The sequence below is a fragment of the Hymenobacter tenuis genome (assembly GCF_054780495.1).
The window spans coordinates 108977-132286 of the sequence record NZ_BAAGWF010000002.1 but is presented as its reverse complement, the minus strand read 5'-3'; the positions used below and the strand labels follow the sequence as shown (position 1 = coordinate 132286).

Sequence of the window (23310 nt, the reverse complement as noted above, 5' to 3'; positions counted from 1 at the left end):
CTTGCGGGAGGCCCCGCAGCCCCGGGCTGCTTCATTCCGCCGACCGGGCCTTTTCGGCTAAGCAGCACCTGAAGGCCCTGGGTATCACCCAGCCCCAGTTGGTGGCCACCATCCTCGGTGACATCCAGCACTTGGACCAACTTTGCTAGTTCACCTTCCAGCTGAAAACGGAGAAGGTGAAAGCTACCAAGAACCCCGGTGGGCTGTTGCTGAAAAGCTAGGGCCTGCGCTGATAACTGCGGCTATTACTTATCTTCTTACGGTCTGTACTTTGCAGTCGAAGAGAATGTAAGCCTGATTAGTCAACAAGTCTGTTGGCTCTCCATGCTGTAGGACCCAAAACGGCTCCGCTCCTGTTAGCCACAGCAGTAACGAAGTAAGCTTTCCAGCTTCCCCACACCCAAGTGCTATAGAAATCGCAGATGTTTTACCGATTTAGAAGTAGATTCCTCAGACGTCTTGACGGAAAACTGCCATGTGGAAGGATTGAAAGTTTAAAATAGAAAACGGCCACTTTTCCAAGACCTGCTTGAGATCAACGGTTACCTTAACTAAGAGTGTGTTATGGTAAGTAAAAGAAGATTCTTAAATAGGATTCTTAATTGTTTTGTTTAATCATAAGACTGTTATATAACCAGTGCCAGCCCTTCGCGCAGTGCCTGCGCATAGTTCTCCTGCACGAAGCGATAGAGGTAGGGCGAGCGATGGGCTCCGATGCTGCGCTGCTCGTCGAGTTTCTGGATAAGGCCTAGAGAGAGGAGCTTTTGGGGGAAGTTGCGCCGGTTTAATTCCTTGCCGAGCAGGGTTTCATAAAGCACCTGGATTTCCGGCAACGTGAATTTCTCCGGTAGCAGGTTCAAGCCAATAGGCTGGTGGTACAGATGCAGCCGGAGCGCTCCCAAAGCTTTCACCACCATCTCATTGTGGTCAAATAGCAGGTTGGGCAAGGCATTCACATCCCACCAGCGGCATTCTTCCGAGAATAAATCGGGCTTGACGTTGACCTGCTCATAGTCCACCAAGGCATAGTAGCCTACGGAAATGCTGCGCTTGAAAAACCAGCAATCCGGCGGATAATCGGCGGCAAACCGCTTATTTTCTTCGCCCTGGCTAACCAAACGGTAGTGGCTGCTGCCAAAGGTGTGATACTGCTGCAAAAAGAGGTTATCGAGGCTGGTGCGCTCCCGCGCAATGCGGGCTGCGGCTTGATCCAGGCCTTCGTTTAGCTCGACATAGCCTCCTGGCATTCCCCAACCATTCAAGCCTCGCCACTTGAGCAGTAGCAGCTTTAACTGCTTGCCGTGGTAGCCAAAAATGGCGCAGTCAGTTGATATGTGGTGGAGATAGTGCTCCTGTCCATATTGAACGAATGCTTGAAACTTCTCTTCAATCCCTGGGTCCATGCCGCAAATGTACGGCAGGCTAGAAAAAATCATTGCTTAAAAATAAAGCATTAGGAACTTACCCTCCATTGCTTGATATTTATGCAATGGAGAATAGGTAGTTTCTTTCTGTATCCTTCCTGTTCGCTTCTCTGGTTAAATCGATTGCCCGGCGGCAGCTCCCATTTTCCACCTCTGCTGAGTTCGATTACCCACCTTTTACTGCGTTCTCTCGGTTCTTGCCCCACTCAATCCGATTGCTTCCATGTACTCCCTTCAGTTCGACCCGCAATGTCAGGTCCGGAAAGTTCAACAGATTGTTCAGTCCATCACCACCGACATTCAACGAGGAGTTTTACGCCACCGCGATAAGCTGCCGTCTATCTGCGAGTTAAGTGCCGAGTACGGCGTGGCCCGCGATACCGTTGAGCGCGCCTACCGGGCGCTCAAGCAACAGGGCTTCTGCACGTCTACGCACGGACGGGGATATTTTATTCAGGCTCAACAGCAACCCAAGCTGAAGATTCTGCTGGTCGTCAACAAGCTCAGCTCCTATAAAAAGCTGATTTACGATACGTTCGTGACTACGCTGGGCGAGCATGCCCGGGTTGACTTAGCAGTGCATCACAACAGTTTAAACCTGTTTGCTGACATCATCAGTCAGAACCTCGGAAAGTACAACCACTACGTGGTGATGCCGCATTTCACCCCGGCTTCTGGCTCGGCGGATTGTCGCACCATCCTTAGCCGCATACCAGCCGCTGAATTGGTGTTGCTGGACAAGAATGTACCCGACTATACGGGGAAGTGCCTACGCGTATTCCAGGACTTTGACCGGGATATTTTCCACGCCCTCGAAGGCCTAAAGGAGGAGCTAGCCAAATACGAGCGGCTGGTCCTGGTAACCCCGGGTCTGGGCTCGTCCTATCCCCCTGATATTGCTTGGGGCTTTCGCAGCTTCTGCATTAACCATGGGAAGCAGTATGCCATTTGCGAGGACTTGCGGGAAGAGCCGGTAGCGGCCGGAACCGCCTATATACCCATGGACACGCCCAAGCTAGCCGAGCTGCTGAAAGCGATTCAAATAACCAAATTGGTGCTGGGTCAGGAAGTGGGCATTCTTTCTTTTAACGAAACTCCGCTGAAGGAGCTGCTCGACATTACCGTCATCTCTACTGATTTCGAGGCCATGGGACGCAACGCCGCGCAGCTTCTACTCAACAAGTCTCAGGCGACCTTTAAAAACCCGTTCCACACCATTCGGCGCGGGTCCTTGTAGTCCCATTGCTACGCAATTGGTACGAGGAGCAGGTAGGATCAGGATAGGGGGGGCTGAAACCACGCAGATATTTACAGTGCTTTCCGGGTCACATACTTGTAACCCTGAGAAGCACCAGCGACTGGAACGTACCGCAAGTCATAAACCGGTCGCCTCTACTCATTACCCACTAATCTTATTTTCCCACTTCGATGAAAAAAATCACTCTTACCCTAGCCGTACTGGCTTTCTTTGCCTGCGCCTCTACGACCCAAGCCCAGACGGTAAAAACCAAGGTTAAAACAAAGGCTGCTCCAACGGCTAAAACAGCTTCCGCTAAAGCCCCCGAGGCAGCTAGCGCAGCCGCCGCTACATCCATCCTAAACGATTACGCTGGCGTTTATGCGGTGGAGAACCTGCCTTTCGAGGAAATGAGCTTCTCCGTGAAAGAGGGTAAGCTTTGGGTAAAGGCCGGCGAAAATGAAGGCCCGGTGACGACCCTGCCCGAGGCAGACTCATTTGATGGTGGGCAGGCCATTTTCCACTTTAAGCGCGATGAAAGCAAAAAAGTAGTTGGCCTGGCGATGGAAGCTGCCGGCATCACTTTCGAAGGCACCAAGAAGTAAGCACAGCGGCTTACTGCCCCTTGTTCATAAAAAGCCCGCCGTTCCGATACATTCGACGCGGCGGGCTTTTTTGTGCCCTCCAAATCCAACGGCTAAGCAACGCCAGGGCTTGCCTTTCGGGGCCTGGCGGGCTTTGAAGTAAGGGCTAATGTGGAAGCGGGAGCACCCGGAAATGCTTTCAACGCGGGGAAGGCTTGCCGTCGTCACCCCAGGCATTGAGCTGGTAGCCACTTCAGCTTTTAAACCTCGCCTTTATGCAGGCACTCGGCAAGGCTGCGGTCAGGTAGCGCTGGTACCGGTCAGGTCTCTCGGGCACAGGCTTTCAGGCAACGTAGCGGTGATACCGAGAAGCTCTGCCAAGCTTACAGACCCCAGTGGTGATGGCTGTTGGAGCTACTGGTCCTCCAGGACCCATGCCTAGGGTAAATTAGGACGCAGATTAGGGGTGCACAGATAGTTTACGGAAGGCTGTGCTTTGCCTAGTTGGGTACGCAAAAAAGGCCGGCGCGCAGTAATCACCGCACGCCGGCCCCGAAAAAAGTACTGCAGCTTTTACTTTACCAGCTCAGCAATGGCCCGCGTCGGCATTACGGCCCTGTGGGCCTGCTCAGCCATCAGTTCCTTCGCTACCTCGAAAGAACCGGTTTGCTTGAGGTCCGTGGAAGAGGCACCAATTCTGACTCGGTATATCCCGGGCTCGGCTACCCAGGCGCTACGGGTCGGATCGAACGAGGCTAGCTCGCCTGCCCCCAGCGAGAAGGTGAGAGTTTGGGACTGGCCGGGCTGCAGAAGCTGAGTTTTAGCAAAGGCTTTTAGCTCGCTGGTGGGCTTGGGCATCGTTTTGCCGGGGGCGCTGAGGTAAAGCTGCGCTACTTCCTTGCCCGCCACTTTGCCGTTGTTCGTGATCTTAACCGTCGCCGTCAGTTGCTTGCTGAACTTCTTGTCGCTCAGCTGCACTTTGCCATACGTGAAGGTGGTATAAGACTGGCCAAAGCCAAACTCATAGGCTGGCTTCACGCCAAACGTCTGGTGGTAGCGGTAGCCGACGTAGATGCCCTCTTCATGCGTGACGTGGTCAGGGCGGGTTGCCGGCAGGCCAGGAAAGTTTTTGGCCGAGGATACGTCCTTATAGTCCACCGGAAATGAGACGGCCAGCTTCCCGGATGGATTCACCTTGCCGCTCAGCACATCAGCCACGGCATTGCCGGCCTCCATGCCCGGCTGCCAGGCCAGTAGGATGCCGTCCACTTGATCGCGCCAGCTGGCCACCTCAATTACCCCGTCGATGTTGAGAATGACCACTACCTTTTTGCCCTTGGCGTGAAAGGCCGTGCTAACGCGCTGAATCAGGCTTTTTTCATTGGCATTCAGATAATAATCCCGGTCTACTTGGCGGTCGTTGCCTTCGTTGGCCGTGCGCCCGATAGTGAGCAGGGCTACGTCGGCGGTGGTGGCAGCCGCTAACTGAGCGTCGCTGATGGGCATTTCATCCAACGCTTTCACGTACTCAATAATGCTTTTTCGGGGGGGGCGGGCTGCTTTGCTGGTAGTGATATACTGCCCGTAGGCTTGGGCCAGGCCCTCGTCCAGGCGAAAAGCCCCTTGTTGCAGCCCTTGTTGCAGCGAAACTGTGTAGGCTTTATTTACTTCCCCACTGCCCCCTCCGCCAGCAATAAACTCGTAGGTGGTGTTACCAAAACCAGCTATTCGGACCCCACCGGTAAGGGGCAGCGCTTGCCCATTGTTTTTCAACAAGACCATTCCCTCGGCGGCGGCCTCCCGAACCACTTGGGCGTGCGCTTTCAGGTCAGGCGCCTCTGAGGCCTGGTAGCGGCGAAACGAGGGGGACTGCAGAATAAGATTCAGCACGCGGGTCACATTGCGGTCGAGCACCTGCTCTTCCAAGGTACCAGCGGTAACGGCGGCCACAATCTTTTTAACCTGATTGGGACCGGGCATCAGCAGGTCATTGCCGGCTTTCATCTGCGCGATAGGGTCTTTGCCGCCAAACCAGTCGGTCATCACCAGACCCTTAAAACCCCACTCGTCGCGCAGGATGGTAGTCAGCAAATCCTTGCTCTCCGACGTGTACGTGCCGTTAACCTTGTTGTAGGAGGACATTACCGTCCAGGGCTGGGCCTGCTTGACGGCAATCTCAAATCCCTTAAGGTAGATTTCCCGCAGGGCGCGCTCACTTACTTGGGCATCTACCTGGCTGCGGTTGGTTTCCTGGTTGTTGACCGCAAAATGCTTGATGGACGTGCCCACCCCGTTGGCCTGAATGCCGCGCACCATGGCCGCGGCGATGTGACCGGTTACCCGCGGGTCTTCCGAGTAGTACTCGAAGTTGCGGCCGCCCAGCGGGTTGCGCTGGATGTTCAGGGCCGGCGCCAGCAGCACGTCAACGCCATATTCGCGCACCTCATTACCCATGGCCAGCCCCACGCGCCGCACCAGCGTCGTGTCCCAGGTCGAGGCCAGGCTGGTGCCCACCGGAAAGGCCGTGGCATAGTAGCGCTTGGTGCTGCCGGCCCGCACCGAGTCGATGCGCACGCCCGCGGGTCCATCGGCTAGGATAAGCGTGGGAATGCCCAGGCGCGGGATCGCAAACGTGGTGCCGGCGGCGCCAGGCACTTTGCTTACCGCCCGGCCTGCTACGGGGCCATCAGTCTTCGGGGCACTGTTGCCGAAGTCCATGCCCATGCCCACCACTAAGTGAGCCTTTTCTTCCAGGGTCAGGGCTTTTAGCACGTCCTGGATGGAGGCCTTGCCGAGTTGCGGCGCGGGCGCCTGGGCCTGCGCCCCGGTAACAAGGGTCACGGCCGGCAAGGCCCAGCCCAGGAGAGTGGCAGCAAAGTGTTTCATCGAATAAAGGGTGTTAAAGCTTGGGCTTCCCAGTGGATGCGGTCGGCATTATCAGAAATAAAGGGAGTTGGCTTAGCGGCTTTTCAGCACCACAGGGCCTACCAGGCCGGCCGGCGTCAGGGTTTTACGCGCCGTTTTGAACTGAGCGTATTTAGGATTGCCGCGCACGCCCTGGGTTACGAATTCGTTGCGCCGGGAAGGCGTTACCAGCACCTCTAGGGTGTTGAGTCCGGTTTTCAGGTGCTGGGTAACATCCGCCTGGTAGGGTGCCCATAGCAGGTTAGCCACGGCCTTGCCATTCAGGCGTACCTGGGCCGTGTAGTTCACCTGGCCCAGGTCCAGGAAGTAGTGCTTACCGCTTTCCACCTTGGGGGCCGTGAACGTGGTCGTATAACGTCCTTGTGTGGATTTGCTTTTGAAGGAGGGATTAGTGCGCCAGTCAAACAGGGGGCTGTTGCTCACACTCGTGTCGCCGGCCGTAATGGTCCACTGGGTGAGGGTGGCTACCTGCTGCCCATCAGGCGTGGGCACGGGGGCCGGGGCCGTCAGCAGTTTCGTCGGCAAGGGACTCTTGGCGGCGTACAGAAAGATGGAGCCGTAGGGGGGGAGCTGGTAGGTAAGCTGCTGCGGGTTGGCTTTGGTGATGGCCCCGGTGGTGGCATCCAGCCAGTAGAGACCGCCGAAGCCAGCGCCGGCTTTCAGAGTCAGGGATTGCCACTGGTCGGTTTTGTTGCTCACGAAGCGCAGGCTGCTCCCGTCCGGTAGCTCCCGCTCAATAGAGCGAGTGAAACTATGTGCTTGCGCAAATCCGATGGGCTGGGGCAGGGAACGCGCCCACAGAGCAACATCAGCCGCGCTGGTTAATTGCCGGCTGCCTTTGCCTTGCAGGGCCTGCTGTAACGCTTGGCTCATCAGCTTGTCATTGGCAGCGTAGTCGCGGAAGCCGGGCTGCACGACGGGCAGCTTGCCTACGCTCACCACCTGCGCTCCGGCTTGGGTCAAAGTACTAAGTCGCTGGGCTGAAGCCGTTTCCAGCCAGGGTGCGTCGGCGAGCAGCACGGCCTGGTAGGCATTGCCCCGGATGTTAAGCCGACCGTTTTGCGTGGTCGCCACTTGCAGCGAAGCATCGTTCACCCATTCCCAGGTGATTCCCGCCGCCTCCAGGGCGTTGATGACGGGCCATACCTTCTCGAACCATTCCCGGGCCTGGTCGACCTCCGCGTCGCGGCCTTTTTTAGGCGCGTTCCGCGTCATGCCGGTAACGGCTGGTTCCACGCCGGGCAGATACCCACCCACAAGTATTTCCTCGGGATTGGGCACAATGTAATCTTCGGTGAAAGGAAGCGTCGGGAAATACACCAGCACGTCAGTATGGGGCCGGCCGGTCCGCAGGGCGTACTGGGCGCGCGCCACGTAGCGGTTCACTTCCTTGAGGTCGGCCCAGAACGGATCCGTCTCATTCAGGCCCGACGCGAAGGAGATGAACCCCATAAACGGTGAGGAAAAAGTATTCCAGCCTTCCCGGCCAAAATCCGGGGTGAGATATTTGTAGGGCGTGCCGTGGTAGATGAGTTGCGTTACGCCCGCGGCGAAGCTCTTATCGGCCGCGGCCTTCATTTTTTGCGGTGTCGTCATCTCCGCCCGGTTCTGGTACACAAACGACTCCTGCGCTATTAGCGGCCGGTTGTATAGGTGTGCCCCGGAGGTGACCAGCTTTACCACGGCTTCGGAGCCCTGATAAGCCAGCTGTTCGGCTTCGGGAATGGCCGCAACCCCGCTGCCGGCAATCACATCCATCTTAAGGCCGTAAGCCTGGGTACGATGCAGCAAGCCCCGGCGGGCCATCCAGCGGTTGCTGCTGCCAATGAACTGCTGCCGGAACAGGTCGCCGATGGTCTGGTCGTAGTCGTAGCGCCGGCGCCAGTCCTGCCCATCCGAAAACTGAAAGCGGGGTACGGCTCCGGCGGTCATGAAGATGCCGTAAGCGTTGTTGTAGCCCGGCTGCAGGTTGGCGGGTAGCCACGGCCGGGGGTCGTACCCGCGCTGCTGCTGGAAGTAGGCCAGGAAGTCGTCGGCAAAGTGCCGGTCCGTCTTAAACTCGTAGCTGTCGTTGAACACCGCCCGCAGCGGGTTGCCAAAGAACGGCTGTAAGCCCGTACGCGGCCCCAGCAGGTGCTCATAGGAGGCCGCCAGACGGGTGGAATCAAAATGATTCACCACCAGGGGCGTGCCCGGAGCGGCCGACGTGATAACGGACTGCTGATCGGGCACGCTGTACAGGGCTACGATGGCCCACTTGCCTTCTGCTGGCACCTGCCAGCGCAGGGTTCGACCCGTTACTTTGGGGGTAAGGTCCACCACCGAGGCCGGGTCCAGTTGGGTTTGCTTGGCGCCCGGTTCGCCGATGATGCGCGCTCCGACCACCGCCTGGACCTTAGCCAGCTTCAAGTCAAACTCACTCGGCGCGGGCCGGGCTGATGAAAACTGGATGGAACTGATGTCGGGGGGCAGGCGGTGGGGCAGGGGGACGGCCAGGGACTGGCCACTGGCCACTACCGTGTCGGCATGGGTAAGGGTGAGCATGCCATCGGCGGGTGCTACCCAGGCCCCGCCCAGGGGCCAGCCGCTGCCGGCATTGAGGTCAATGGTAAAGCCCGACTGCCGGGCCTGCCGCAGCATGGCCCGCACGTTGGCGTAGAACGCCGGCGAGTCCCAGCTCTGCACCTCTGCTGTCCGACTTTTCGGGTTCAGGCCGTTGGAAAAGGGCTCTACTTCGGCCCCCGCAAACCCCTGTTCGGCCAGCAGCTGCACCTCGCGGCGCAGCTCCGTGGAATCCACGTCGCCGCCCGGCCACCACCAGCGGGTGTAGGGCCCGAACGCGGACGAGGGATTCTGAAAAGCCGTGGCTTCAAAGGCCGGGGTATCAAGCCACTTACCCGCCGTCGGTGTTTGCTGGCGGGGGCCTGCTCCGGGACCAGCAGTCCGGCAGCCCGGTAACAGGGTCCCGGAGAGCACGGCCCCGCTGAGCAGGGCATACACTAGCGTGGAAAAACCGGAACAATTCATAGCAAGAGGGCGAGGAAAGGGCATAAAGAGACTTATTTTTTCAGCACAGTCACCGGCCCAACCAGGCCTTCGGACATGAGGGTGCTGCCTTTGGTCTTAAACTGGGAGTAGAGCTTGTTGCCCTGCAAGGCCTTGCCAATGAAGCCGTTGAGCTGGGTCGGGGTCACCCGCACCTCCACCTGGTTCGCGCCCCGGCGCACGAGGGGCGTGATGTCAAGACTATAGGGGGCGTATAGGAGCTTACCCGCCAGCTGCCCATTCACGCGGACCTCGGCGGTGAAGTATACCTTGCCCAAATCCAGGAAGTAGTGACTTTTGCCCGGCTTCTGGGGCAGGGTGAAGGAAGAGGTGTACACCCCCGGCTCGCTGGCGTACTTGAGCTGGTTGCTGGTTTTCCAGTCAAACAGCGGGCTATCCGTCAGCGAGACGGCGCCTACCTTGATATTCCAGTTGGGCAGCTGGGCTACCGGCTGGCCCTGATAGCTGGTGAGGGCAGCCTTTTTGGTCACTAGGTTGCTGGCCACTGGCTTGGCCGTGTTGGCATACAGCAGGATGCTGCCGTAGGGAGGGAGTACGTAGCTGACCTGATTTCCCTTGTTTACCGTCAGGGAACCGTCTGCCGCGTTCAACCAGTAGCTGGAAGAGAAGCGGGCATCGAGCGCCAGCGTAATAGGCTGCCACTGATCGCTTTTATTCCAGATAAACTTTACCTGGCTGCCGTCGGCCATGTCGCGCTGCTGCTGGCGCAGAAAGGGATAGCTGCCACTGAACCGCACCGGTTGGGTTAGTTGGGTTAACCAGCCCGCTAGCCCGCCCGCGTTGGTAAGGCGGGTGGCGCCCGGCCCGGTGAAGGCCGCCTCCACCAGCTGCTGCGTCTGACGGTCGCGGGCTGCGTACTTCAGAAATCCCGGTTGTTTACCTGGTAGCTCGCCCACCGCCAAAAGACGGGCGCCACCCTGCCCTAACTCGCGCAGGCGCTGGGCAGTGGGCAACTGCATATAGGGCACATGAGCCAGCAGCAGGGCTTGGTAGGTGTTGCCCCGAATGCTGAACTGGCCGTTTTGTGCTGTCGTCGCGGCCTGCAGCGAGGCATCATTAACCCATTCCCAAGTGAGGCCGGCCGCTTCTAGCTGGTTAAGCAACGGCCATAGCTGGCGGCTCCACTCGGCCATCGGCCCTTTACGGGTAGGCTGGTTGGAGGGCAGGCTGGCCTCCACGCCGGGCAGGTAGCCGTGCGTGAGGATTTCCTCGGGGTTGGATGTCATCTCATCCAAATCGAGGAAGGGCAGGTACACCAACACGTCGGCGTGGGGCTTGCCCGCCCGCAAGGCATACTGCGTGCGCTGCAGGTACTGGTTTAAGGGCTTGAGGTCCGCCCAGAAGGCGTTGCTCTCGTTGAAGTTGTCGGAGAAGTTGGTGCCGTAAATGGACAGGGAAAACGGCGACCAGCCCTCGGGGGGCAGCTTCTCCGTCTTGTAACGGTAGGCGATCCCGTGGTAAATCAACTGGTTGACACCCGCGGCAAAAGCTTTGTCGGCTGAAATCTTAAGCTTTTGGGGGGTTGACATCCACGCCCGCTCAATGTACACGAAGGCTTCGGCGGCCGTAATCGGGCGGTTGTAGAGGTGGGCGCCCGAGCTCACGACTTTCATCATGCCTTCGTAGTTGCCGCCCTCCAGCTGCTCGGTTTCCGGCACGGAGGCCAGGCCGGCCGCCGCGATGCGGTCCATGTGGATCCCGTAGGCCTGGGTGCTGTGCAGCAGGCCGCGCCTCTCCAGCCACCGTTTGCTGAACTTTAGAAAGTTGGCTTGCAACAAATCGCTAAGCGTCAGGTCGTAATCATACAGCAGGCGCCAGTCTTGGTCCGTAAAGGTGAAGTCAGTTTTGGTGTCCGGCTTGCTCATGCGGTAGTACTGGTTGTTGTAGCCCGGGTGTAGGTTGGCGGCCAACCACGGTACCGGGTCGTAGCCGCGCTGCTGGCGGAATACGCGCAGAAAATCGTGCGAATAGTGCCGCTCCGACTTAAACTCGTAACTGTCGTTAAACACCGCCCGCAACGGGTTGCCGTAATAGGGCGCCAAGCCGTTGCGCTCGCCAAACAGCCACTCGTAGTTCTTTCGCACCTTGGTCGAGTCGAAATGGTCGAACACAAAGCCGGCAGGGTTGGTGGCAATGATACCGGGCTTCTCCCCACTGGGCATGGCCCAGAACGCGAGGATGCGCCAGTTTCCCGCCGGCGCCTGCCAGTCCAGCTGACCATTTAACACCTGACCGTTCAGGTCCAGGGTTGAGTTCGGGTCGAGTTGGGTTTGCTCTCCTTGCTGACCCAGGACCTTGGTGGCCACCACCGCCTGCAGCTTGGACAGGCTGGGGTCCACTTTGCTGTAGAACGTGGTGCCAAATACCGGCAGCTTGGTGGGTTCTGTGCTGGCGCGGGGCACAGCCAGGTGCAGAGCGCGGCCGCCCGTCACGTCGAGGGACGCATAGCGCAACGTCAGCAGGTTGTCTTCGGCCGTCAGGTGGGGACCACCCGCCGGCCAGCCGCTGCCATCCGTTATATCGACCGTCAGGCCGCGCTTGCGGGCCGCTTCCAGCACCGTGCGCACGTTGGCGTAGTAAGAAGGCGAGTCCCAGCTCATGACCCGGCCGATTTGCTCCTTGCCATTGATGGGAAGCAGGGCAAAGGGCTGAATCTCGACTCCGCCAAAGGCGTGGTCCGCCAACAGGTTTACTTCGCGTTGCAGCTCTTCCGTGGTCACGTCATTGCCGGGCCACCACCAGCGGGCGAAGGGCGCGAACTCCACGGCTGGCTGCCGGAAAGCGGCGGCATCGAACTCAAACCGGGGAAACCAGTGCGCCACATCGGGCGCCGCAGGGGACGTCTGGGCAGCAGCAGGTCCTGCCAGCAGCAGAGCGCTTACCGCCAGGGCGAGCGATTGAGCTAGGGTGCGCATAAAAGAGGTAGTTGAGCGAGAAGTAGGTTGACTGACTGGCCGGGGCCCACGGGATTTAGCTCGCCAGGTAGTTGCCGTAGCCAATAACGACCGTAGACAAGACCACGATGGCGATGCCCAGCGATACCGTGCGCAACGTGCTGCGGGTGGCCCCGCGCCACTCGTGCAGCAGCAGCCCCCACATGGAGCTGAAGGCGATGATAAAGGCCATGTGCAGCGTCCAGCCCGAGAAGCGGTAGGCCCCCATCTGGCTGTCGCCCATGCCGTAGAAAAAGAACTGCAGGTACCACGTCAGGCCGGCCAGCGCGCAGAAAATGATGTTGCGCAGGACCGGTAAGGAGGGGTTTGTGTAATCGGTATAAGTTTTATTCTTGAAGTTCAGGTAGATGCACCATACGGCGTTGGTGGTCAGGCCACCGAGCAGGATGATAACCAGAATGGCGTTGTTGACAAACAGGGGGTTGGTGCCATTTTTGGCCGCTAACTCGGCAATGGGCTGCCCGGCGGTGAGACCAAACGACATGCAGGCGCTCATCACCCCACTGAATACAGCCACCAGGAGGCCCTTGCGCAAGTCAAACTCCGCAACGGATTCCTGTTTCTGCTCCTGGGTTTGCGACTTTTCCTTCAGTAGCCCTGCCCGGCCGCAGATGAGAATGCCTAGCACGCAGACTCCGAGTCCCAGCATGATGTAACGGCCCGAAGCGGTGCTTACCAGCTGGCCCATGGTACCCTCCCAAATGGGAGGTACCAGGGTGCCAAATACCGCACATAGCCCCAGGGTGATGGCCATGCCCAGCGATAGCCCCAGGTAGCGCATCGCTAACCCAAAGGTTAAGCCGCCTAGGCCCCACATCACCCCCCAGAAATAAGCCCAGAAGATGGTGCTACCCGCTGCTTGCTGCAATACATCCAGCAGGTGGGGCACGGTCAGGGAACCCAGCACCCAAGGGGCGACCAGCCAGGAGACGACACCGCCCACCAGCCAGTAGCTTTCCCAAGCCCAGCCGTTTACCTTTTTATAAGGCAGGTAAAAGCTGCCGGAGGCAAAGCCACCAAGCGCATGAAATAGAACACCAAGTAGAACTATCATAGGAAGGAATTTAGGCCAAAGCTGGCGGCCATTGTTTAGCCAAGTATCCTGAACTCACCTGTATGGAAGTAAGTACTTACTGCGCAACACCAATAGATCTAAACTTTTTTTCAAGAGCAGGTAGGTTCAGGATATGGCGGGCTACGCTATCAAGCTCCTTTGTGTAAAATCTGTCCTCCACTTGAGGAGTTGCTCTTACACAAATCAAGCTTATGTATCCGACCTTCACCTTCCAGCACGTTAGTTACCTCTGGGATGAAGCCAAAGCCGCCGAACTGGAAGGCGACGAGGTAGCTTTGTTTCTCTACCGCAGCAACCTGCTCGGCGCCGACTTGCGCCTGACCAACTATGCCGGCGGCAACACCTCCTGCAAGATTACCGAAACCGACCCCGTGACGGGCCAGCCCGTCGACGTGATGTGGGTAAAAGGCTCCGGGGGGGATATCGGTACCCTTACCCGGAAGGGCTGCGCCAACCTCTACGTGGATAAGCTGCACCAGCTCAAAAACCGCTACCGGGGCCTAGAGCACGAGGATGAGATGGTAGGCCTGTTTGAGTACTGCCTGTTTGACCCCAAGTGCGCGACCCCCTCCATTGATACGCCCCTGCACGGGCTGCTACCCTTCAAGCACATCGACCACCTGCACCCCGATGCCCTGATCGCCATTGCCGCCAGTGCGGACGGCGAGCAGATCATGCGCGAGATCTGGGGCGACACGATGGGCTGGCTCCCGTGGCAGAAGCCGGGCTTTGACTTAGGGCTGCAGCTGGAAAAAATTGTGGCCGATAACCCCCACTTGCGCGGCGTCATCCTCGGCGGCCACGGCCTGTTTACCTGGGGAAACACCGCCTATGCGTCCTACTGCAATACGCTCGAAGTTATTGAGCAGGCGGCGGCTTACCTGGAAGCCAATTACGGCAAGAAAAGCCCCGTATTTGGCGGCGTGAAGCGCCCGCAAACCTTCGATGCTGAACAGCGGCGCCAGCAGGCCGCGGCAGTAATGCCCGTGCTGCGGGGGCTGGCTTCCGGCCACCGGCGCATGCTGGGGCACTACACCGATGACGAGCGCGTACTGGAGTTTGTAAACTCGCATGACCTGGATCGTTTGGCCCAGAAAGGCACTTCCTGCCCCGACCACTTCCTGCGCACCAAAATTCGTCCCTTGGTGCTTGACGCCGATGTGATGGTGGGGGACATCGGTACTGTTAAAACGTACCTGGAAAGCCAGTTTGCCGCCTATCGGGCGGATTACACGGCTTACTATGAGCGCAGCAAGCACGCCAATTCGCCCGCCATTCGCGACGCCAACCCCGTTATCATCCTATGGCCCGGCGTGGGCCTATTTTCCTTCGCCAAGGACAAGCAGACGGCCCGGGTAGCCGCTGAGTTCTACACGAACGCTATTAACGTGATGAAGGGTGCCGAGGCCGTGAGCACCTACCAGGGCCTGCCCGAGCAGGAAGCCTTCAACATTGAGTACTGGCTGCTGGAAGAAGCCAAGCTCCAGCGCATGGCCCCACCCAAAGCCCTGTCGGGCAAGGTGGCTTACGTGACCGGCGGCACCGGCGGCATTGGCAAAGCCATTTGCGAGGAACTGCTCCAGTCTGGTGCCTGTGTGGTGGCTGTGGACCGGGACCGTCTGGAAGAAACCCAGCAGGAACTGCGGCAGAAATTCGGTCAGGACAGCGCCCTGAGCGCCGCCATCAACGTCACTGATGCCGACAGCATTGCCAAGTCGTTGCGCGCCAGCGTCCTGCAGTTTGGGGGCGTGGATATTATCGTCAATTGCGCGGGCTTAAGCATCTCCAAGCCTCTGGCTGAAACCACCCAGGCCGACTGGGACATCCTCAACGACGTGCTGGTCAAGGGCCAGTTTCTGGTCAGCCAAGCGGCCGTAACTATTTTGCGTCAGCAAGGTCTAGGGGGCGATATCGTTAACATCGCCAGCAAAAACGGGCTGGTGGCCGGCCCTAATAATGTGGCCTACGGCACGGCCAAAGCCGCGCAGCTGCACATGTCGCGCCTGCTGGCAGCCGAGCTGGGTGCTGATAAAATCCGCGTCAATACCGTCAACCCTGACGCCGTGCTGCGCGGCTCCAAAATCTGGGAAGGGGAGTGGGCCGCGGGCCGGGCTAAGGCTTACGGCATCTCGGTCGAAGAACTGCCCCAGCACTATGCCAAGCGCACGCTGCTCGGCGAGGAGCTACTCTCGGAAGATATCGCCAAGGCCGTGCGCGTGTTCGTGGATGGCTCCCTGAGCAAGAGCACCGGCAACGTGCTCAACGTGGATGGCGGCGTGGCTATGGCCTTCGTTCGCTAATCAACTCAACTGCAACTCTCCGCTTCCTGGAAGGCGGAGAGTTCGCCTTCATTTTCTCCCACTCCAATTCCCACAAGCCATGATTTCTTCATTTACCCGTAGGCATCAAAGTACGCTTCTTGGCTTACCCATGATTGTGTTGATGCAAACGATTTCGGCGCCTGTTTGGGCGCAGGATAGTCAGCCATTGACAGGCCGAGTAACAGATAAAAATGGGGCGGGCCTTCCGGGCGCCACCGTAGTAGTCAAAGGCACTTCCATTGGAACCAGTACGGACGAGCGGGGTGGGTTTACTCTCTCGAACGCCCCTGCTGGTAACCTTACATTGGCCATCTCATTTATTGGCTATGTCTCCAAGGAGATAACGCTTACGTCATCCCAGCGGGGCAAGGCATTGTCGGTAAACCTGGACAGTGACTCGCGGCAGATGGATGAAGTAGTGGTGACGGGCGTCTTCGACAAGCGCGAGCGGATGGACGCTTCCATCGCCATTTCCACGCTTTCGGCTAAAGAAATTACCCTGCAGGCCCCGGTGAGCGCGGCCGAGCTGCTCAAAAACGTACCCGGAGTATTCGTGAACTCTTCACTGGGTGAGATTCGCAACACGGTGTACTCACGCGGCGTATCCGCCGGCTCGGTAGAGGCCGCCAGCGGCTACTTCTACGTGTCGATGCAGGAGGATGGTCTGCCGGTGACCAACGTGACGTTTGACAACTACGGCCCCGACTACTTTCTGCGTGCTGATGCCACCATCGGGCGGCTGGAAGCGGTACGCGGGGGCTCGGCCGCCATCACCGGTCCCAACGCGCCCGGTGGCATTTTTAATTACGTATCGAAAAGCGGCAGCAACGCGTTTGGGGGAGAATTCCGGGCCAAGTACGGCATTGAAGGTGACGGCAACGGCTTTTACCGCGGTGACCTTAATCTAGGCGGCAAGCTTAACGAGAAGGGCGATTGGACCTATAACGTGGGCGGTTTTTACCGCTACGCCCAAGGCGCGCGCAACCCGGGCTACCCCATGAGTGTGGGCGGACAGATCAAGGCGAACCTGACCAAAACCTACGACCGGGGCTCGCTGAAGCTCTACGGCAAGTTTCTTAACGACCGTAATGGCTTCTTTGAATTCCTGCCCGCCACGAACTTTGACAACCCCAGCCTGGCCCCGGGCGTGAAAAATACGGACACCTACTTACCCAGCAAGCGGCTGGCCTTTGACTATCCCCAAAACTCGGGCACGAACATCCAGTCCTTTGACGCCTCTCGGCTGACGCACTCCTATGACCGGGCCATCGGCCTGGATTGGCAACACGATTTGGGCAGTGGCTGGTCGTTTCAGAACAACGTCAAGTACACCAACAAAAGCCGCGAATGGAATTCTGGCGGCTTGATTTCAGCCGTGGCCCTGGATAACTTTTACCCCTATTTCTTCGTGGGCGGGATAAGCACGTTTGGCACCTTTACCTTCACGGACCTTACGACTGGGCGGAAGGTGGCAACCTATAGCCAAGTTCCTAATATCGACCCAAATACTGGTCAGTTTCTGGGCTTCAACTATATTCCTGGCAGCGATAACAACATTCCCGGGCAGGGAGTGCAAGCCAACTCGGTGCTGTTTACTGACCTACTGGTGAACACCACCAAAGTGCAGGAGGTGATGGACCAGGGTTCAGTATCCAAGAAATTCGGCGAAAATGTGACTGTTACAGCCGGCGCCTACATCGGCGTATCGCACCTTTCCTACGAGAGCGGCTCGGCCGGGATAGGCTTGTCGACCATCGAAAACAACCCACACCCCTTGGGCGTGTCGGCCACTGATTTCAATGGCGATACCTATCAGTTCACCAACCCGCAGGGAGCGGCCTCGCTGGGCACGTTCTTGGCGGGCTTTACCCTCAACGATTACCGCCAGACGCAGATTGCGGGCTTCAGCGGGCTGACGTGGAAGATTACGCCTATGCTCACCTTTGATGGCGGCCTGCGCGTCGACAACGTGCGCGTGAAAGGCTTCAACCGCTTGGCTTCGCCTTCCACTAACACCGACCCCAACTTTGGAGGCGTGGATGGGAATCGATTCACCGTGTATGACAACCTCTACGGAGCACCGTCGACGACCTATAACATTGATAAAACGCTGCAAACGGTGGCTTACTCGGCCGCGCTTAACTACCGCTTGTCGCCGAGCATGGCTTTCTACGGGCGTTATTCCGACGGACGCAAAGCTCCCGATCTGGCTTTCTATTTCGGCATCAACAGCCCCATCACGTTTGAGCAGTTCGACCCACAGGCCCAGCGCGTGCAACAAGCGGAACTTGGCCTGAAATATCAGGGCGAAAAGTATAGTGTGTTTGCCACTCCCTTCTACAGCCTGCTCAGCAACGTGATCAACAAAACGGTGGGCCAGAATGTGGATGGCACCCTCTACGGCACTCCCTCCACGTTCAACTCCATTCGGACGCTGGGCTTGGAGCTGGAAAGCACCTATAATTTCACCGACCATTTCTCGGTCCGTGGTGTCGCGACCTTGCAGCGGGCTACCGCGAACGTGTGGAACAACTGGAACCTGGGCGCCAACGGCCAAGATGATGACAAGCTGGTGTCCTACTCCGGCAACCGGGCCGATAACGTGCCCAACGTGATGCTGAATGTTGCGCCCACGTACTCGGGGGAGAAATTCACCCTTTTTGGCAACTACCGCTACCTGGGCAGCCGGGCCGCCAACGTAGCGCAGACCTTCGACTTGCCCGGCTTCAGCCAAGTGGACTTGGGTGCCGGCTATAATGTGACCAAGGCGCTGAGCCTGCAGGCCAACGTCAACAACGTGCTGGGCGGCGAAGGCGTGATGGGCTTTCAAGCGCCGGGCGGCTTCCCAGCTTCACTTGACCGTCAGGGCTTTACTCCGGACAAGCTGGCGGCGAATCCTGACGCCGTGTTCTCTATCCTAACCATTCAGCCTCGCTCGTACTACCTGTCGCTGTCTTATAAATTCTAGCAGGGCTCGTTTACCCTATACGTGAGTCCCCGCCCCGGGGCCGTGGTCGCCAATTAGGCGTGCTGCGGCCCCGGTTGCTGTTTCCCCTTATCAGCTGCCTGTCGAAATCAGCTTTTCGTTTTGGTGCCGCAGATGAGCTGGCTAACGAATACATTCTGGCCATGGGCAGGAAGGTTCAGGATGCACCGCTCATGATGGCGGGCCATTTTTGCAGCAGTGGGATATTCTTGACGGACGTGTGCCAGGACGGATGACGGGGATGGTGGGAACTCCTGGTCAACCAACTCTTGGTGCACGTCTCGTCATTATAACAGCCACCTGTGCCGGCTAGGTGCATAACGATATTGGATAGAAAGAAACGCTAACCAATTCAATCCACTATCTGACTTGCGAAACCAGCCTGAATCCATGATAAAGCAGCTGCTGTTCCTGTCGCGGCTTATACGTTCTATCCCACAGCGAACGCTGTTTCTGTTCAATTAAAAGCGGTGTCGCTCGCGCCCCGGAACCACTCCGGTGGCAGGGGCGGACCAGACCGCTTTGCGAAAGGCCAATACGATGAAAACCAAGAAAACCATTTTTCTCACCGGAGCCTCCGGTAACATGGGACACGAGGGTTTGAAGCAGTTGCTGGAACGACGGGATCGGTTTGACATCGTGGCCCTAGCGCTACCGACCAAAAAGGACCGGAAAATCATGTCGCCCTACGAACGCCTGCCCGGGGTTAAAATCGTGTGGGGTGACCTCACCGTTTACGAAGATGTCCTGCGGTGCGTGGCCGGATCCGACTTCGTGCTGCACGTCGGCGGGATGGTGTCGCCGGCCGCGGACTACCTGCCCGCGCTCACTACCAAAGTCAATATTGGAGCGGCCCGCAACATTGTGAAAGCAATACAGGCGCAGCCGAACAGGGAGGAAATCAAGCTGGTATACATTGGCACGGTGGCCCAAACGGGCGACCGGAATCCCCCTCTGCATTGGGGGCGCACCGGTGACCCCATAAAAATCAGTGCCTATGATAATTACGCCCTGACCAAAACCATTGCGGAGCGGGAAGTAATCGAATCCGGCTTGAAATACTGGGTTTCGTTGCGGCAAACCGGTATGCTGTATCACGGCATCAACAAAGGATTGGACCCCATTATGTTTCACGTACCAGTCAATGGCGTGTTTGAGTGGGCTACGGCTCAGGATTCGGGGCGTATGCTGGCCAATGCGTGCGAAGAAACCGTGCCGGAGGAATTCTGGCGGCGCATCTACAACATTGGCGGTGGAGAGAAATACCGGACCCACAATTACGACTTTCTGCAGCGCAGTGGCAGTGCCGCCGGCATAGACGTCAAGCAGGTGTTTGATTTAAACTGGTTTGCCACGCAGAACTTTCACGGACAATGGTACGAGGACAGTGATGTGCTGGAGAATTACCTGCACTACCGCAGTGGCTCAATAGATGATTACCTGGCAGAAGTAAGGCAGAAATCATCCTTATCAGGGTTTATGGCCAAACTGATTCCGGCTTCCATCCTCCGAAAATATGTCATGAAGCCCGTTGCCTATAAGAAGGAGTATGGCACGATGTATTGGCTGGAAAACAACGAGACGGAGAAAGTAAAGGCCTACTTTGGCTCGCAGGAGCAGTGGGAAAGCATTCCGTCCTGGGAGAATTTTACGCCGAAAAAGCCTTCATACATTCCACGAAGGCTTCAGCACGGCTACGATGAGACCAAGCCTAAGCAGGAGCTGGACCTGCCAGACATGGTTGCTGCGGCCACCTTCCGGGGCGGGGCCTGCCTTTCCACCACCATGCAAAGAGGTGAGTTAAACCGCAAGCTGCAGTGGAAGTGCGCCGTGGGCCACGAATTTGAAGCCAGCCCCACGCTGGTATTACTGGCCGGACATTGGTGCCCCACCTGCCTTGCTGCCCCGATTGATGAGCAAGCGGAAGCGGCGCGCAACCCCTTCTTTGCGCAAGTCGTGAGCCCTGGTATTTAGCGCAGTTCCCAAGGTGCTGTAGGGGCTAGGGTGCAGCACCCTGGGAACCGGCTAAAATGTTAATGCAGCATGACCGTGAGACTGCGCGCACCGTGCGCTCCAATCACCAGGGACTGCTCGATGTCAGCCGTTTTAGAGGGCCCCGCTAAAAATACGCCGTAGCCACCCACATCCGTTATTTGCGCGTAGGCCTGATGCATGGTGGCTACGATGTGGCGCTGGTCCAGCACCAGTACCAGATGCTGCGTGATAGTGGGCAGCGCCCGGTGCAGCATGTTGGCTTCGGGCAGCCACACCGTCCCGTTTTCTGCTACCCCCAGCTCTCCGCGCAATATGGCCAGGTCAATAGGAGCCAGGCAGTCTATCGACGTCTCGCCCACCACGTCCACCGTGGCCGGCAGAATGGTTGAGGCCACGTGGCGTTCCGCAGGGTAAAGCTGACCTATCACCTCAGAGAGCTGGTGCAGTCCATCGAGCATGATTACCCGGCCACCGATGGCGGTGAGCAGCGCCGAGAATTTTTCTATGGTTGCGTCGCCCTTGAATTGGGGAACCGCCGGCAAGGGCCGGGCATCAGGCTGGCTGGCGCGCACCGCCGTCAAAATCTTATCGCGGGAACTGCTCATACGTGGTTGGGCTGCTGGGCGTGCCATTCTCGAAAACTTTGTTTAGGCGGCTCCGGCAGCTCCCGGGCAATGGCCCACGGGTTATAGCCGGGCGCGTGCGTCAGGGAGTGGGGCACCAAGCGCAGGCCGAGGCGCGCAAAGGAGCCCCCCGCCTTGAACAATGCCGGCCGAGCCAAAACTTGGCTCAGCAGCTTCATGCTCCACTTCTTGCTGACCGGAATGTGGCCTTCCGCCGCCAATACCTGCCGCCATTTATAGAGCTGAGTGTGGATGTCAATTTTCACCGGGCACACGTCCGTGCAGGAGCCGCAGAGCGTGCTGGCGAAGGGCAGCGAGGCATGCTGCTTCATGTCGATGTTAGGGGAGAGAATCGCCCCAATTGGGCCTGGGATGGTGAAGTCATAGCTGTGGCCCCCGCTGCGCCGGTACACCGGGCAGGTGTTCATGCAGGCCCCGCACCGAATACACTTGAGCGAAGCCCGGAAGTCGGGGCGCCCCAGCTGCTGGCTGCGCCCGTTGTCAACGATAACAATGTGCAGCTCGCGACCGGGCAGGGGTCGGGTGAAGTGGGAGGTGTAGGTGGTGATGGGCTGGCCGGTGGCGCTGCGCGTAAGCAGGCGCGTGAACACGGCCAGATCCGACAGCCGTGGAATCAGTTTTTCCATGCCCATGCAGGCAATATGCACCCGCGCCAGGCCGATGGCCAGATCGGCGTTGCCTTCGTTGGTGCACACGACTACGGAACCGGTCTCGGCCACGGCGAAGTTGACGCCGGAGATAGCAACCTCCGCGGCCAGAAACTTCTCGCGCAAATGCTGGCGGGCGGCCTCCGTCAGCTGCTGCGGGTCGGTGAGCCCCTTTTCGGTGCCTAAGTGCTGCCAGAACGTTTCGCCCACGTCCTCCTTTTTGAGGTGGATGGCGGGCAGCACGACATGGCTCGGGGCCTCGTCGCGCAGCTGAATGATGCGCTCGCCCAGGTCGCTGTCAATCACCTCCACACCGTGTTGCAGCAGGTGGGGATTGAGGTGGCACTCCTCGGTGAGCATGGACTTGCTCTTGACTACGCGGGTAGCGCCGGCCCGGCGCACGATGTCCAGTACAATCCGGTTGTGCTCGGCTGCATCAGCTGCCCAGTGCACCTGCACCCCGTTGATTTGGGCGGCCGCTTCAAACTGCACCAGGTACTGCGAGAGCTGACTGAGCGTGTGGTCCTTGATGTCGGAGGCCAGCTGGCGCAGCTGCTGAAACTCGGGCGTGGCATACACGGCCTTATCGCGCTTCTCTCGCACAAACCACAGGGTTTCGTCGTGCCAGGTGGTGCGCTCGGCATCGAGCAGAAACAGTTCGGAGCGGTCAGCGTGGTTTGAGGATTGGCTCATGTTCAGGCGAGGGCTCCGTTAAAGATTTCGGCGGCATGCAGTACCTGAATCGGCAGCTGCCGTCGGCGCACAATGCCTTCTAGATGCATCAGGCACGACATATCACCACCAGTCAACACCTGAGTGCCGTTGCGCACGTGGTCAGCTAAGCGGTCCTGGCCCATGCGGGCGGAGATGGCCGCTTCGGACACGCAAAACGTGCCCCCAAAGCCGCAGCACTCATCGTTGCGGTCCAGCTCCGTCAGCTCCAGATCAGCAAGCCCCGCTAGCAAACGCCGGAGCTGACCATCCCGCACCGGCGTCATTTCCGACTCGTTGGCTTGGTGCAAGCCCCGCTGGCCGTGGCAGCTTAAGTGTAATCCCACTTTGTGCGGGTACGTACCCGGCAGTTCGGTTACCCCGAGCACCTGGGTAATGAAATCAAACAACTCAACTGTCGCTTTGCGCACGTGCTGCACGGCGGGCGTCTGCTCGATAATATCGAAATGCTTACGCACGTGATACACGCAGCTGCCGGCGGGGCCCACCACGTAGTCGTAGCCCTGGAAGGTATCCACGAAATGCGAATAGACGGGCTTGGCCTCCTGCTCGCAGCCGCTGTTGGCCATGGGCTGGCCGCAGCACGTTTGCTGGGTGGGAAACTCTGCGTTTACCCCCAGCTTGGCCAGCAGCTGCAGGGAGGCAATACCTACCTGCGGGTAAAACTGGTCGACGTAACAGGGAATGAATAAGGCAACTTTCATGAGCAGTATCTAACTA

Annotated in this window: 13 protein-coding genes; 5 read left to right on the top strand and 8 right to left on the bottom strand. The window is 58.4% G+C overall.

Going from position 1 to position 23310, the window contains the following annotated elements; genetic code table 11:
* Nucleotides 1-626: 626 nt before the first annotated feature.
* A complete protein-coding gene (locus tag ACYVGU_RS10900; protein WP_460622107.1) occupies nucleotides 627-1436 on the bottom strand; it encodes an NUDIX hydrolase in 810 nt (269 codons plus the stop codon).
* A 211-nt stretch (nucleotides 1437-1647) separates the two neighbouring features.
* On the opposite strand from ACYVGU_RS10900, the gene ACYVGU_RS10895 reads away from it, so the two are divergent.
* Both ACYVGU_RS10895 and ACYVGU_RS10890 read left to right on the top strand, forming a co-directional pair.
* Nucleotides 1648-2661 carry a GntR family transcriptional regulator gene (locus ACYVGU_RS10895; RefSeq protein ID WP_460622106.1) on the top strand — a complete coding sequence of 338 codons (1014 nt, stop codon included), beginning with the start codon at nucleotides 1648-1650 and terminating at the stop codon, nucleotides 2659-2661.
* Nucleotides 2662-2852: 191 nt separating this feature from the next.
* Entirely contained in the window at nucleotides 2853-3266 is a 414-nt protein-coding gene (locus ACYVGU_RS10890; RefSeq protein WP_460622105.1) for a hypothetical protein, read from the top strand.
* 552 nt (nucleotides 3267-3818) lie between these two features.
* On the opposite strand, the gene ACYVGU_RS10885 is transcribed toward ACYVGU_RS10890, so the two are convergent.
* The 4 genes from ACYVGU_RS10885 to rhaT all read right to left on the bottom strand — a co-directional run bounded on the left by ACYVGU_RS10885 (nucleotide 3819) and on the right by rhaT (nucleotide 13244).
* Nucleotides 3819-6131 carry a glycoside hydrolase family 3 N-terminal domain-containing protein gene (locus ACYVGU_RS10885; protein WP_460622104.1) on the bottom strand — a complete coding sequence of 771 codons (2313 nt, stop codon included), beginning with the start codon at nucleotides 6129-6131 and terminating at the stop codon, nucleotides 3819-3821.
* Nucleotides 6132-6203: 72 nt separating this feature from the next.
* Nucleotides 6204-9197, bottom strand: a complete 2994-nt coding sequence (locus ACYVGU_RS10880; RefSeq protein WP_460622103.1) for a glycosyl hydrolase — start codon at nucleotides 9195-9197, stop codon at nucleotides 6204-6206.
* A gap of 32 nt (nucleotides 9198-9229) precedes the next feature.
* On the bottom strand, nucleotides 9230-12151 hold the full coding sequence (locus ACYVGU_RS10875; RefSeq protein ID WP_460622102.1) for a glycosyl hydrolase family 2 protein: 2922 nt from the start codon (nucleotides 12149-12151) through the stop codon (nucleotides 9230-9232).
* A gap of 55 nt (nucleotides 12152-12206) precedes the next feature.
* Complete coding sequence (gene rhaT, locus ACYVGU_RS10870; protein WP_460622101.1) at nucleotides 12207-13244, bottom strand: L-rhamnose/proton symporter RhaT; 1038 nt, start codon at nucleotides 13242-13244, stop codon at nucleotides 12207-12209.
* A gap of 212 nt (nucleotides 13245-13456) precedes the next feature.
* On the opposite strand from rhaT, the gene ACYVGU_RS10865 reads away from it, so the two are divergent.
* From ACYVGU_RS10865 to ACYVGU_RS10855, 3 genes are all read left to right on the top strand, one after another.
* Nucleotides 13457-15565 (top strand): bifunctional aldolase/short-chain dehydrogenase, encoded by a 2109-nt coding sequence (locus ACYVGU_RS10865; RefSeq protein ID WP_460622100.1) that lies wholly within the window; start codon nucleotides 13457-13459, stop codon nucleotides 15563-15565.
* A 130-nt stretch (nucleotides 15566-15695) separates the two neighbouring features.
* Complete coding sequence (locus ACYVGU_RS10860) at nucleotides 15696-18554, top strand: TonB-dependent receptor (RefSeq protein WP_460622099.1); 2859 nt, start codon at nucleotides 15696-15698, stop codon at nucleotides 18552-18554.
* 558 nt (nucleotides 18555-19112) lie between these two features.
* Nucleotides 19113-20546, top strand: a complete 1434-nt coding sequence (locus tag ACYVGU_RS10855) for an NAD-dependent epimerase/dehydratase family protein (RefSeq protein WP_460622098.1) — start codon at nucleotides 19113-19115, stop codon at nucleotides 20544-20546.
* Between the two features lie 59 nt (nucleotides 20547-20605).
* Here ACYVGU_RS10855 and ACYVGU_RS10850 read toward each other — a convergent pair whose 3' ends face one another.
* From ACYVGU_RS10850 to ACYVGU_RS10840, 3 genes are read right to left on the bottom strand one after another with little or no spacing between them, the layout of a single operon-like run.
* Complete coding sequence (locus tag ACYVGU_RS10850; RefSeq protein WP_460622097.1) at nucleotides 20606-21172, bottom strand: LutC/YkgG family protein; 567 nt, start codon at nucleotides 21170-21172, stop codon at nucleotides 20606-20608.
* Nucleotides 21169-22551: a lactate utilization protein B gene (locus ACYVGU_RS10845; RefSeq protein ID WP_460622096.1), complete on the bottom strand. Its 1383-nt coding sequence runs from the start codon at nucleotides 22549-22551 to the stop codon at nucleotides 21169-21171. Before ACYVGU_RS10845 ends, ACYVGU_RS10850 begins: the two co-directional genes overlap by 4 nt.
* Nucleotides 22552-22553: 2 nt before the next feature.
* Complete coding sequence (locus tag ACYVGU_RS10840; RefSeq protein WP_460622095.1) at nucleotides 22554-23294, bottom strand: (Fe-S)-binding protein; 741 nt, start codon at nucleotides 23292-23294, stop codon at nucleotides 22554-22556.
* Between the last annotated feature and the right edge of the window lie 16 nt (nucleotides 23295-23310).